14 protein-coding genes are annotated in these 12,116 nt (G+C 69.6%); 4 read left to right on the top strand and 10 right to left on the bottom strand.

Features of this window, described 5'->3' with window-relative positions:
* Positions 1-263, top strand: a 263-nt coding sequence (locus VF330_RS22155; protein WP_330853554.1) for a (2Fe-2S)-binding protein, incomplete at its 5' end; no start/stop codon positions are given.
* A 185-nt stretch (positions 264-448) separates the two neighbouring features.
* On the opposite strand, the gene VF330_RS22150 is transcribed toward VF330_RS22155, so the two are convergent.
* The 5 genes from VF330_RS22150 to lysS all read right to left on the bottom strand — a co-directional run bounded on the left by VF330_RS22150 (position 449) and on the right by lysS (position 5,466).
* Positions 449-1,246 carry an ABC transporter ATP-binding protein gene (locus VF330_RS22150; protein WP_330853553.1) on the bottom strand — a complete coding sequence of 266 codons (798 nt, stop codon included), beginning with the start codon at positions 1,244-1,246 and terminating at the stop codon, positions 449-451.
* The gene (locus VF330_RS22145) at positions 1,243-2,313 is read right to left on the bottom strand and encodes a FecCD family ABC transporter permease (protein ID WP_330853552.1); all 1,071 of its coding nucleotides are present in this window, start codon (positions 2,311-2,313) and stop codon (positions 1,243-1,245) included. The genes VF330_RS22150 and VF330_RS22145 overlap by 4 nt, the downstream gene beginning before the upstream one ends.
* On the bottom strand, positions 2,310-3,302 hold the full coding sequence (locus tag VF330_RS22140) for an iron ABC transporter permease (RefSeq protein ID WP_330853551.1): 993 nt from the start codon (positions 3,300-3,302) through the stop codon (positions 2,310-2,312). Before VF330_RS22140 ends, VF330_RS22145 begins: the two co-directional genes overlap by 4 nt.
* Positions 3,303-3,546: 244 nt before the next feature.
* Positions 3,547-3,897: an Lsr2 family protein gene (locus tag VF330_RS22135; protein WP_330853550.1), complete on the bottom strand. Its 351-nt coding sequence runs from the start codon at positions 3,895-3,897 to the stop codon at positions 3,547-3,549.
* Positions 3,898-4,011: 114 nt separating this feature from the next.
* Complete coding sequence (lysS, locus tag VF330_RS22130) at positions 4,012-5,466, bottom strand: lysine--tRNA ligase (RefSeq protein WP_330853556.1); 1,455 nt, start codon at positions 5,464-5,466, stop codon at positions 4,012-4,014.
* A gap of 136 nt (positions 5,467-5,602) precedes the next feature.
* Between lysS and VF330_RS22125 the strand changes: the two genes are divergently transcribed.
* Positions 5,603-6,358, top strand: a complete 756-nt coding sequence (locus VF330_RS22125; protein WP_330853549.1) for a class I SAM-dependent methyltransferase — start codon at positions 5,603-5,605, stop codon at positions 6,356-6,358.
* Here VF330_RS22125 and VF330_RS22120 read toward each other — a convergent pair.
* The 5 genes from VF330_RS22120 to VF330_RS22100 all read right to left on the bottom strand — a co-directional run bounded on the left by VF330_RS22120 (position 6,348) and on the right by VF330_RS22100 (position 10,681).
* The gene (locus VF330_RS22120) at positions 6,348-7,145 is read right to left on the bottom strand and encodes a type III pantothenate kinase (protein WP_330853548.1); all 798 of its coding nucleotides are present in this window, start codon (positions 7,143-7,145) and stop codon (positions 6,348-6,350) included. The two genes, VF330_RS22125 and VF330_RS22120, sit on opposite strands and share 11 nt — an antisense overlap.
* Before the next feature lie 10 nt (positions 7,146-7,155).
* Complete coding sequence (panD, locus tag VF330_RS22115) at positions 7,156-7,626, bottom strand: aspartate 1-decarboxylase (protein WP_330853547.1); 471 nt, start codon at positions 7,624-7,626, stop codon at positions 7,156-7,158.
* A gap of 9 nt (positions 7,627-7,635) precedes the next feature.
* The gene (gene panC, locus VF330_RS22110; RefSeq protein WP_330853546.1) at positions 7,636-8,541 is read right to left on the bottom strand and encodes a pantoate--beta-alanine ligase; all 906 of its coding nucleotides are present in this window, start codon (positions 8,539-8,541) and stop codon (positions 7,636-7,638) included.
* A 1-nt stretch (position 8,542) separates the two neighbouring features.
* A complete protein-coding gene (locus VF330_RS22105; protein ID WP_330853545.1) occupies positions 8,543-9,433 on the bottom strand; it encodes a Rossmann-like and DUF2520 domain-containing protein in 891 nt (296 codons plus the stop codon).
* A gap of 102 nt (positions 9,434-9,535) precedes the next feature.
* The gene (locus tag VF330_RS22100; protein WP_330853544.1) at positions 9,536-10,681 is read right to left on the bottom strand and encodes a PrsW family intramembrane metalloprotease; all 1,146 of its coding nucleotides are present in this window, start codon (positions 10,679-10,681) and stop codon (positions 9,536-9,538) included.
* 30 nt (positions 10,682-10,711) lie between these two features.
* On the opposite strand from VF330_RS22100, the gene VF330_RS22095 reads away from it, so the two are divergent.
* Together VF330_RS22095 and VF330_RS22090 are read left to right on the top strand one after the other, a co-directional pair.
* Positions 10,712-11,626 (top strand): SAM-dependent methyltransferase, encoded by a 915-nt coding sequence (locus VF330_RS22095; RefSeq protein WP_330853543.1) that lies wholly within the window; start codon positions 10,712-10,714, stop codon positions 11,624-11,626.
* Between the two features lie 18 nt (positions 11,627-11,644).
* Entirely contained in the window at positions 11,645-12,067 is a 423-nt protein-coding gene (locus VF330_RS22090) for a DUF1203 domain-containing protein (RefSeq protein WP_330853542.1), read from the top strand.
* The last annotated feature ends 49 nt before the right edge of the window (positions 12,068-12,116 follow it).

The following is a 12,116-nucleotide window of genomic DNA, read 5'->3' as shown; positions in this document are numbered from 1 at the left end:
GCCGCCGCACCCTCTGGGCAGCGGCAACGGACATGCTGGAATACGGCCCCTGGGCAGCGGGCAGGGCCTGCGGCGACGAGAACGGCGGCGTGACCGACGCGGCCCTGATCCTCCCGGAAAAGCTGGAGCCGTTCGTAGCGGCAGCGAGCCTGCACTTCACGGACGAGGGCTGGAAGCGCAAGCGAAACAGCTGCTGCTTCCACTACGTCCTGCCGAACGCAGAGCCCTGCACAGCCTGCCCGAGAACAACAACCAGCACCTGAAGATCGAGGGCCAACGGCCCGAGCCGACCGGAGCAAAGCTCCGCGCGGTGGGTGCCCAACACAACAGGCGTGCCATCAACCCGCTCGGGGCGCGGTAGCCCCCGATCAGATTGCCGGGGGTCTGGGGGCGGAGCCCCCGGGTGGAAGCACGCAACAGGAACGGCCTCTAGCAAGCCGGGGGAACGCTAAGACGCCCGATGCCGAGACCCAACGGGAACCACCAACGGAGTCCCGGCGACAGGATCCTCAACCACCCGAGCATCCAACCCGAAAACGTCCAGCAACATCGCCTCGGTCAAGACCTCACCAGGCGCCCCCTGGGCGACAACCCGCCCACCCCGCATGGCAACGATGTGATCCGCGTACCGAGCCGCCAGGTTCAGGTCGTGCAACACCATCACCACAGTCCGCCCCAGGGACGAATGCAGCTCCTGAACCAGATCCAGCACGTCGATCTGATGAGCGAGATCCAGATAAGTGGTGGGCTCGTCCAGCAGCAACAGGTCAGTCCCCTGGGCCAGCGCCATCGAGATCCACGCCCGCTGCCGCTGCCCACCGGACAACTCGTCGACGGTCCGCTCGGCAAGATCGGAGATCCCGGTCATCGCAAGAGCGGCGTCAACAGCAGCGGCATCCTCCGCAGACCACTGCCGGTACCAGGCCTGATGCGGATGCCGTCCCCGAGCAACGAGATCGGCGACGGTCAGCCCCTCGGGAGCCGAAGGCGACTGCGGCAACATCCCCAGCACCCGAGCGACCTCACGGGTGGACAGCCGGTCGATCGCCTTCCCGTCCAGCAGCACCGCCCCGGACCGAGCGGGCAGCAACCGCCCGAGTGCCTTCAGCAGGGTCGACTTCCCGCACCCGTTGGGCCCGATCACCGCGGTGACGGTCCCGCCGACCACGGACAGGTCCAACGTGTCCACGACGAGCCGCTCGCCGTAGCCCACGGACAGCGACGAAGCCTCAAGACGCACACTCATACCCGCGCCTCCCGGCGACTCCGAACCAGCAGGTACATCAGATAGGGCGCCCCGAGCACGGCCGTGACCACGCCCACCGGCAGCTCGGTGCGGTAGACGGTCCGCGCCACCAGGTCGGACAGCATGACCAGCACGCCGCCGACCACCGCGGATCCGAACAACGGCGGCTGGGCGGTCCCGGCGAGCCGCAACGCGATCTGCGGCGTGGCCAGTGCGACGAAGGCGATCGGCCCGGCGGCGGCCGTGGCGACGGAGGCCAGCACGATCGCGACCACGATCAGGAACGACCGGGAGCGGTTCACCCTGACCCCCAGCCCGCGCGAGGTCTGGTCGTCGAACTGCAACGCCCCGAGCACGTGCCCGCCGACGAGTGCGACCGGAACCAGCACGGTCAAGGCCAGGGCGACGGGCACGACGTGCTCCCATCCGCGCCCGTTCAACGAGCCGGTGATCCACACCATCGCCCGGCCGGCGTCCTGCACGTCGCCGACGGTCAGCAGGTAGTGCGTGAAGTTGCCGGCCACGGCGGTGATGCCGATGCCGACCAGCACCATCCGGAAGCCCTCGATCCCCTGCCGCCACGCCAGCGCGTAGACCAGGAGTCCGGCGGTCAGCCCTCCGGCCAGCCCGGCGAGCGGGAGGCCGATGGACGCCGCCGAGCCGGTCACGACCCCGAGCGACCCGCCGAAGGTGATCACCGAGACGGCACCGGCGCCGGCGCCCCAGGTCACGCCGAGGATGTCCGGCGAGGCCAGCGGGTTGCGCACGATCGCCTGGAAGATCGCCCCGGACAGCCCCAGCGCGGCACCGACGAGCAGGCCGGTGAGGGCGCGCGGCATCCGCAGCTCCATCACCACGAACTGGTCGCGGCGCGTGCCGCCGCCGAAGAGCGTGTCGACCACCTGCGCGGCGGTCAGCGGGAAGTCGCCGATCATGATGTCGACGACGAACACCGCGGCCAGCGCCACCAGGGCGATGGCGATGACCAGCAACGGCCGCGGGCGCAGGCGGAACGACGCGGCCCCCACCCTCAGGGCCGGCCGGCGGACTGCCTCGGGCGCGGTCAAATCTTCACCAGCTTCTTGCGGCGCACCAGGTAGATGAAGAACGGCGCGCCGATCAGCGCCAGCATCACGCCGACCTCCACTTCCGACGGGCGGGCGACCACGCGGCCGACGATGTCCGCGAACAGCAGCAGGATCGCGCCGACCAGCGCCGAGAACGGCAGCAGCCAGCGGTAGTCGGGGCCGGTGAACGCCCTCGCGACGTGCGGCACCACCAGTCCGATGAACCCGATGGGCCCACACGCCGCGACGGCGCCGCCCACCAGCAGCGTGATGGCGAAGATGCCCAACGACCGGGTCGTCCCGACCCGCACGCCCAACGACTTGGCCACGTCCTCGCCCAGCGACAGCGCGTTGAGGCCCGGCGCGTTGAACGCCGCCACGACCAGGCCGACGAGGAGGAACGGCAGCACCTGCCACAGCACGGTGAGGTCGCGGCCGCCGATGCCGCCGACCTGCCAGAACCGGAACGCGTCGAGCGACTGCTGGTCGAGCAGCACGATGGCGGACACCAGGCCGTTCATCAGCGCGGAGACCGCGGCACCGGCCAGCGCGAGCGTCACCGGCGACGGTCCGCCACGCCCCGCCGACCCGAGCAGGAACACCACGACGCTCGCGATCATCGCGCCGGCGAAGGCGAACCAGATGTAGCCGACCAGCGAGTTCACGCCGAGCAGGAAGATCGAGAGAACGACCGCGAGCGCCGCGCCGTGCGTGACGCCGAGGATGCCCGGATCCGCGAGCGGGTTGCGCGTGTGGCCCTGCATGAGGGCGCCGCCGACGCCCAGCGCGATGCCCACCACGATGCCGATCAACGTCCGCGGGATCCGGAGCTCGCGGATCACCACGTCGTCCTCGGCCCCGGTCGGCGTGAAGAGGCCGTGCCAGACCCCGGACAGCGCGATCTCCTTGGAGCCGATCGCGATGCTCGCGAGCGCCACGACGACCAGCACGGCCAGCAGGAAGAGCAGGCCGAACGACCTACGAGCCAAGGCCCACCCTCCTAGCTGCGACGAAGTCAGGTAAGCCTAACCGAAGCGCCTCGGGTGTCCGACGGGCAGCCGCGCGGTCCTGATCACAACAACGCGCCGGGAAGATCGGTGCACAATGTTCGAACCCGCCACCGAAATCGTTTGGACCGACTCGGTCCGGCCAGTTGTGGTTGCGCAGTCACTCAAATAACACGAAGGGGTTCCGGGGAATCTTCCCCGGAACCCCTTCGTGATTCAGCGAATTTCAGCCCTGCTGGTGGTAGGCGTCGAGCACCTCGGCCGGGATGCGACCCCGGTCGGACACCTGCCTGCCCTGCTTGCGCGCCCACTCGCGAATGGCCTGGTTCTGCTCGCGGTCGGCAGAAGCCGGACGCGCCTTCACACCACTGGCCGGACGACCGGGACCGAGGCGCTTGCGGCCACCCCCACGACGTGCACTTCCCACGAAGTCGGCCAACGCGTCGCGAAGTTTGCCCGCATTCTCCGAGGAAAGGTCGATCGTGTAGGCGACACCGTCCAGTCCGAACTCGACGGTCTCCTCGGCGGTGGAACCGTCCAGATCGTCGACGAGGGTCACCGTGACCTTCTGAGCCATGCGTATCCTCCAGGACCCCGAATGCGCGGTCACCCGCGTCGCCAACTAAAGCCTTCTGTCCGGCAGGTTAGCGCACGGATGCCGCATTGCACCTATCGACATCCGGAAAGTTACTCATTCAGGGCGAACGAGCGGGAACAAGATGGTCTCCCTGATACCCAGGCCCGTGAGGGCCATCAGGAGGCGATCGATACCCATTCCGACGCCACCACTCGGTGGCATTCCGTACTCCAGTGATCGCAGAAAGTCTTCGTCGATCGGCATCGCCTCGTGGTCACCGGCGGCGGCAAGACGGGCCTGCGCTTCCAGCCGTTCCCGTTCGATCACGGGGTCGACCAGTTCGGAGTAACCCGTTCCCAGTTCGAATCCGCGGACGTAGAGATCCCACTTTTCGGCGACTCCCGGCTTGGTGCGGTGTTGCCTGGTCAGCGGGGACGTCTCGACCGGGTAGTCACGCACGAAGGTCGGCGCGTACAGCGTGTCGCACACCAGGTGCTCCCACAGCTCCTCGACCAGCTTGCCGTGCCCGAACTTGGGGTTCACCTCGAGTTCGTGTCGGTCACAAAGCTTGCGCAGGACCTCGGCCGGCGTCTCGGGGGTGATTTCCTCACCGACCGCTCCGGACAACGACTCGTAGATGCTGAGCGTCGTCCATTCACCGGACAGGTCGTACTCGCTGCCGTCCGCCAGGGTGACGATCTGAGAACCCGTCACCGCTTCCGCGGCTTCCTGGATGAGCTCACGCGTGAGTACCGCGTTCGAGTCGTACGTGGCGTAGGCCTCGTAGTACTCCAGCATCGAAAACTCGGGCGAATGCGACGAGTCCACGCCTTCGTTGCGGAAGTTGCGGTTGATCTCGAAGACCTTCTCGATGCCGCCGACGACGCAGCGCTTCAAGTACAGCTCCGGCGCGATGCGCAGGAACAGGTCGATGTCGAGCGCGTTCGAGTGCGTGATGAACGGACGCGCGCTCGCACCTCCCTGCAACGTCTGCAACATCGGCGTCTCGACTTCGAGGAATCCACGCCGGTGGAACGAGTCGCGCAGAGAACGAACGACGTTCGCACGGGTCCGAACAGTGTCGCGGGCGGTCGGCCGCAGGATCAGGTCGACGTATCGCTGGCGAATGCGGGTTTCCTCGCCGAGTTCCTTGTGCGCGACCGGCAACGGGCGCAGCGACTTCGACGTCAGCTGCCATCCGTCGGCCATCACGGAAAGTTCTCCGCGGCGCGAGCTGATGACCTCGCCGTGCACGAAAACGTGGTCACCGAGGTCGACGTCGGTCTTCCACTCGGAAAGCGCTTCTTCACCCACACCGGCGAGGCTCAGCATCGCCTGGAGTTCCGTGCCGTCGCCTTCGCGCAACGTCGCGAAGCACAGCTTTCCGGTGTTGCGCAGGAACATGACCCGGCCGGTCACGCCCACGACCTGGCCGGTCTGCGTGTCGGGCTCGAGCTCGGGGTGCGCTTCGCGGATCTCGCGCAACGTGTGCGTGCGCGCGACCTCGACGGGATAGGGCTCCTTACCGGAAGCGAGCAGCCGCGCACGCTTTTCCCGGCGCACGCGCATCTGCTCTGGCAGGTCTTCTTCGCTGGTCACAGGGCTTTGCTTCGGCTGCTCACTCACGCCGAGAAGGGTACGGAAGTGCTCGGAGGCCAGGCGAACCGGATACCCCGGCGGATTCGCGACGCCCTAAGTTGGACGGATGGATCTACACGCGAGGCGAGCGGACTCGTTCGGCGCGCAGGCCGAGGCCTACGCCGAACACCGGCCTGACTATCCCGTGGCGGCGATCCGGTGGGCGCTGGAGCCACTGGGCACGACCGAGCCGCTGGACGTGCTCGACCTGGCCGCCGGCACCGGCAAGCTGACCGCGGTGCTGTGCGCGGAGGGACACCGCGTCACCGCCGTGGAGCCGAACGAGCAGATGCTCTCCGAACTGGTGCGTCGCGCCCACGGCGTGCGCGCGCTGCCCGGCCACGCGGAGCACATCCCCGTTCCCGACAACACCATCGACGCCGTCTTCGTCGGCACCGCGTTCCACTGGTTCGACCAGGAGAAGGCCCTGCCGGAGATCGCGCGCGTGCTCAAGCCGGGCGGTGTCCTGGCGGCCATGTGGCTCGAGCCGGACCCGGCCTGCGAGTGGCTGACCGAGCTCGAGCAGGTGTCGCTGAGCAGCGTCGAGTCGCAGCGGCACGACCCGGTCGACGTCCTGCGGCACCCGTCGTTCACGCCGGAGGAACGCGCGACGTTCCCGCACGCGCACCACCGCGACTCGCCGGAGGCGATCGCGGCCTGGATCAACACCCACTCGCGCCTGCTCGTCATCGACGACGAGGAACGAGCGGCGATCACCGACAAGATGCTGGCGTTCCTGCGCGACCGCCAGGAGACGTCGAACGGGCCGGTCGACGTCCCGCTGGTGGCCGAGGTGTTCCGGATGGTGCGCGTCAGCGAGTAGCCGCCGGCATGTTGCGCTCGAAGACCAGGCGCAACCCCAGCAGGGTCAGGTCGGGCACGTGGTGCGCGATCGTCGAGGACTCGGAGACGACCAGCGGGGCGAGCCCGCCCGTGGCGATCACCGTCACGGGACCGGGGTCGGTCTGCTGGAGCTCCTCGGTGATCTTGCGCACCAGCCCGTCCACCTGGCCGACGAACCCGTAGACGATGCCGGACTGCAGGCACTCCACGGTGTTCTTGCCGATCACGTTGCGCGGCTTGATCAGCTCGACCTTGCGCAGCTGCGCGGCGCGGGCGGCCAGCGCGTCGACCGAGATCTCGATGCCGGGAGCCAGCGCCCCGCCGAGGAACTCGCCGCGCGACGAGATCACGTCGAGGTTCGTGGACGTGCCGAAGTCGACCACGACGCACGAGGTCGAGTAGAGGTGGTGCGCCGCCAGCGTGTTGATCACGCGGTCGGAGCCCACCTCCTTCGGGTTGTCGACGAGCAGCGGCACACCGGTCTTCACGCCCGGCTCGACCAGCACCTTCGGCACGGCGTCGTAGTAGCGGCCGAGCATCACCCGCAGCTCGCGCAGCACCGCGGGCACGGTGGACAGCGCGGAGATGCCGGTGATCTTGTCGGCGTACTCGCCGAGCAGGCCGCGCATGGTCAGCGCGAGCTCGTCGGCGGTCATCCTGGCGTCGGTGCGCATCCGCCAGTCGCGCACGAGCGGGGCCGAGTCGCCGACCCCGTCGTACAGGCCGAGCACGATGTTGGTGTTGCCGACGTCGATGGCGAGCAGCACTTGTGGTTCCTCAGTTCTCGGTCTTGATCAACGCGTCCAGCGCGGTCGCCTCAACGGTCTCAGAAGAGAGTCCGCTCGTGGACCCGTTCACCAGACCGGAGCCCTCCGGCGCGTGCGCGGGGTCGGAGCCGAGGTCGACGACCTTGTTGTCGGCGTCCACGAACACGACCCGCGGCCTGTAGGCGCGCGACTCGGCGTCGTCCATCTGCCCGTACGCGATGAGGATCACGATGTCGCCGGGGTGCACGAGGTGCGCCGCCGCGCCGTTGATGCCCAGCACGCCGGTGCCGCGCTCGCCGGGGATGACGTAGGTCTCCAGACGTGCGCCGTTGGTGACGTCGACGATGGCGACCTGCTCGCCCGCCAGCAGGTCGGCGGCCTCCATCAGGTCCTCGTCCACCGTCACCGAGCCGACGTAGTGCAGGTCGGCCTGCGTCACGGTCGCGCGGTGGATCTTGGACTTCAGCATCGTGCGGAACATGGCATCCCCCTACTCGTCGCCTTCGCCGAGCAACACCGCGATGTTGTCGATCAGGCGGGTGGAACCGACGCGCGCCGCGACCAGCAGCCGCGCGTCGCCGTTCTCCGGCGCGGGACCGAGGTCGACCCCGCGCAGCTCCAGGTAGTCGAGCTCGACCTCGGGCACCTGCGCCAGCACGTCGTGCGCGGCCTTGAGCACCGCGTCCGCGCCCTGCGCGCTGACGTGGGCGCCGGCGGTGAGAGCTGCCGACAGCGTCACGGCGTGGTGGCGCTCTTCCTCGGACAGGTAGGCGTTGCGCGACGACAGCGCGAGGCCGTCGTGCTCGCGGACGGTCGGCACGCCGACGACGTCCAGCGGGAAGTTGAGGTCGCGCGCCATCCGGTGGATGAGCTGGAGCTGCTGGTAGTCCTTCTGCCCGAACACCGCGTACGTGGGCTGCACGATGTTGAACAGCTTCGACACCACGGTCAGCACGCCCGCGAAGTGGCCGGGGCGGACCGCGCCCTCCAGCTCGTCGCCCAGCGGCCCGGGGTGCACGGTGACCTGCGCGCCCCCGGAACCCGATCCTTCGGGGTACATGTCCTCGACAGAAGGCGCGAAGACGATGCCGACGCGCTCGTCGCGGCAGATGTCCACATCGGACTCGAACTGCCGCGGGTACTTGGCCAGGTCCTCGTTCGGGCCGAACTGCAGCGGGTTCACGAAGATCGACACGACGACCACCGTGTTCTGCATGACCTGCGCCTCGCGGATCAGCTGCCGGTGGCCGGCGTGCAGGGCGCCCATGGTCGGCACGAGCGCGACGTTGCGGCCGGCGTTGCGCAGGGCCCTGATGACCCTGTTCAGCCGCGCGGGGTCGCGGTGCACCGTGACGTCGTCCGGGCGGTAGTCGTCCTTGGTCAGTGGCTTGGTCACGTCAGTCCTCAAGAGTGGTGCGAACGTCGTCGGCCGCGTCGGGCTTGAGCAGCCCGGAGTGCTCGGCCCGGTCGGCGGTGCGGCGGGCGAGCACGCGGTAGCTGGGCAGGATCTCGGGCGCCTGCTCGGCCAGCACGCCGAGGTGCCCCCGCAAGGTACCCGTGTCGCCGCGGGCGACCGGACCGGTGAGGGCCCTGTCGCCGTGGCGCAGCGCGTTGTCGAGCGCGGCGGACAGCAACGGGCCGAGCAGGCGTTCGGCGTTGGCGACACCGGAGTTCGTGAGCAGGTCCGCGGCGTCGCGCACGAGCGTGATCAGGTGGTTCGCGCCGTGGGCCAGCGCGGAGTGGTAGAGCGGGCGGACGGCCTCGGGGACGCGGACCGGTTCGGCGTCCATCTCCACGACCAGCGCCTCGCCGACGCTCCACGCGACCTCGTCGCCGTCCGCGGCCGTCACGCCGACGCACGCGGCGCGCATCCGCTGGAGGTCCTCCTCGCGGCCGGTGAAGGTCATGACGGGGTGCAGCGCGAGCGTGAGGGCGCCGATCTCGGCGGCGGGCCGCAGCACGTTCACGCCCTGCGCGCCGCTGGTGTGCACGACGATCTGGCCCGCGCGCAGCGACTCCGTGGCGACGAGGCCCTTGACCAGGCCCGCCAGCTCGTCGTCCGGCACGGCCAGCAGCACGAGGTCGGCGCGCTTCGCGACCTCGGTGGGGTCTTCGACGGGGACGCCGGGCAGCAGCTCCTCCGCGCGGTTGCGGGAGGCCTGGGAGACGGCGGACGTGCCGGCGACCACGTGGCCCGCTCTGGCCAGCGCGGCGCCCAGCACCGAACCGACCCGGCCTGCCGAGATGACACCGACGGCGAGCCTGGCCGGACGTGGGGTCGCGTCCATGCGACTAACTCCTTCTGACGTTCCAGTCCCTGGTGCGGGTACCGGACGACGCCGCCGAGGGTAATCCGCTGTTCCCGGCGGTGGCCCCGCCGGTGACAGGACTCACCGGCGGGCGGCGGCCCTGGCGGCGTGGAGCGCGTCGAGCAGCACCCCGTGGCGTTGCTCGGCGCTCTGGCCGCCCGTCCCCTGCTCGATGCGGTGGCGCAGGAAGGCGAGCTCCGTGACCGCGATCTGGTAGCTCCGCACGGACTTGGCGGCGGCGTCACCGGACTTGCGCTTGACCGCCCGCAGCCAGTTCCTGCGGCCGTTGAGGCTCGCCAGCAGCGCCACCTCGCTGTTGGCGATCCACTTGTTCTGCGCCATCGCGGCGAGCTGCCCCGCCACGATCCGCTGCTCACGGCGCCGCTGCCACACCACGATCGCGACGGCGCCGGCGAACACCGGCACCATGATCAGGAAGTACAGGTTGATGAAGTCGGACCCGGTGCCGACGGTCGTCGAGAAGTTCCACAGCGAGTGCAGCCCGACCGCCGTGAGGTAGCCGCCGATCGGTGCGAGGACGCGGGTCGTGGCGTGACGCGTGCTGGCCGCGATGCCGACACCGATGCCCGTCATGGCCGTGAACAGCGGGTGCGCGAACGGCGACAGCACCCCGCGCAGGACGAACAGCGCGATCACGCCACCGCCCATGCCGCCCAGCCCGTCGGCGAGGAAGACCCGCCCGAAGTACCAGATGTTCTCGGTGAACGCGAAGCCCGCGGCCGTGATGCCCGCGTAGACCATGCCGTCGACGACGCCGTCGAACTCGTGCCGCCGCCGCGCGAACACGGCGATCAGGAACACCGCCTTGGTCGCCTCCTCGACGATCGGCGCCCCGACGACGGCGGTGAACGTCGTGCCGTCGTTGGTCAGCAGGTCGCCGAGCACGCGGCTGGTCTGGTTGAACGCGAGCGAGGTGATCGTCGCCCCGCACGCACCCCAGATGAACGCGAACAGCAGCATCTTCGCCGGTTCCGGTTCCCACCGGTCGATCCACAGGAAGGCGCTCACCACGAACGCGACGGGGATCAGCGCCGCGGCGGCCCCCACGAGCAGCGGCTCGATGCCGATGCTCGACGTGCCGAGCGCGAACAGCACGAGCCCGGCCGCGGCCAGCGCGATCAGGGCCACGACGGGGAACAGGACGGTCCAGCGGCGCTGCTCGATGCGCTTCTTCGTCGGCGTCGGCGTGAGGTCGGCGTCGGTCACGAGAAATGACCTTAGATGCACACTTGTCCGGTGTTCGACTGGGAAGCCGCTTGGCACGCCGCGCTGTACGGTCCCGGCGGTTTCTTCGCCCGCGGCGAGAAGCCGTTCTCGCACTTCCGAACGTCTCCGCTGGTCGGTCCGGAGCTGGCCGAGGCGCTGGTGGAGCTGCTGGCGCGGGTGGACACCGCACTGGGAAATCCCCCGGTCGTGGACTTCGTCGACGTCGGCGCCGGGGGCGGCGAGCTGGCTGCCGCGGTGCGTTCGCTGGCTTCGGGGTCGCTGGCCGCGCGGTTGCGGGTGACGGCCGTGGAGCTCGGTCCGCCCGTTTCGCTGCCGGGGGTTCGGTGGACGACTTCGATTCCGCCGTGCGTCGGGTTGCTGGTCGGCCACGAATGGCTCGACTCGATTCCGTGCCCGGTGGTGACGGGGCCTTCTCCGGACCCGTGGATCGCCCGGTGGTGGCCTTCGCTGGGGCCCGGCGAGCAGGCCGAGGTGGGGGCGCCCAGGGACGCCGCCTGGGCAGCGGCGGTGGCGTCGGTGCGCGGGGCGGCTCTGGCGATCGACTACGGGCACCTGGTGTCGTCGCGGCGGTTCACGCTGACCGGGTACCGCGGGGGACGTCAGGTTCCGCCGGTGTTCGACGGGTCCTGCGACATCACCGCGCACGTCGCTCTGGACGCCTGCGCTGCCGCCGCCGGTGGGGACTTCGTGCTGGTGTCGCAGCGGGACGCGTTGCGCGCGTTGGGGTTGAACGGGTCGGTGTCCGGGTCGGGGTGGGACTGGCTGGAGTCGGCGGCCAGGGCCGGGCGGATCGCGGAGCTGCGGGACCCGGCCGGGCTGGGGGCGTTCGGGTGGCTGCTGCACGGGCGCGGGGTGGACGTCGCCGACCTGCTCCCCGCGCTGCCGCCCTGGCGTCCGAATCCCGCCAGCATTTCGCCTGCCTGAGGACGATCGTTCTTCCTCGTGCGAATCCACAACGTTCTGCCTGCCGCCGCTCTGTCCGACGCCGGTCGTGAGTACCGGGCTTCCGAGCCCGACGTGCCGTTGCGGTGCTGTCTGCGGAAGTCGCTGCCGGACGAGCCGGTGTGGCTGTTCCGCTACTCGCCTGCTTCCGGCAAGGGACCTTACGCGGAGGTCGGTCCGGTCTTCACGCACGTGGAGTGCCCTGACGCGCCTGCGTTGGATCGTCTCCCCGTCGAATTGTTGAACAATCCCCGGATCCTGCGTTCCTACAACGCCGCAGGTCAGATCCATGACGGCGCGGTGGTGTCGCCTGGATCGTTCGACCGTGCGATCGAGGAATTGTTCAACGATCCTTCGATCGAGTCGGTGCAGGTGCGAAGCCTGTCGCACGGGTGCTTCCTCTTCGCGGTCACGAGGGCGTGAGCACCCCACCTGCCACGTCCCACCCCTACGGCCGTGAAACCATGCTCCG

It is taken from the genome of Lentzea sp., from assembly GCF_036380075.1.
Taxonomy (GTDB): Bacteria; Actinomycetota; Actinomycetes; order Mycobacteriales; family Pseudonocardiaceae; genus Lentzea.
Note: the sequence above shows the minus strand (reverse complement) of the source record. Positions and strands in the feature narration are given on the sequence as shown.

Bases quoted from the DNA above. Each gene is read 5' to 3' on its own strand.
- panD (WP_330853547.1), bottom strand. From the start codon at position 7,626: ATGTTCCGCACGATGCTGAAGTCCAAGATCCACCGCGCGACCGTGACG.
- lysS (WP_330853556.1), bottom strand. From the start codon at position 5,466: ATGCGCGTGCGCCGGGAAAAGCGTGCGCGGCTGCTCGCTTCCGGTAAG.
- VF330_RS22135 (WP_330853550.1), bottom strand. From the start codon at position 3,897: ATGGCTCAGAAGGTCACGGTGACCCTCGTCGACGATCTGGACGGTTCC.
- VF330_RS22125 (WP_330853549.1), top strand. From the start codon at position 5,603: ATGGATCTACACGCGAGGCGAGCGGACTCGTTCGGCGCGCAGGCCGAG.
- VF330_RS22150 (WP_330853553.1), bottom strand. From the start codon at position 1,246: ATGAGTGTGCGTCTTGAGGCTTCGTCGCTGTCCGTGGGCTACGGCGAG.
- VF330_RS22105 (WP_330853545.1), bottom strand. From the start codon at position 9,433: ATGGACGCGACCCCACGTCCGGCCAGGCTCGCCGTCGGTGTCATCTCG.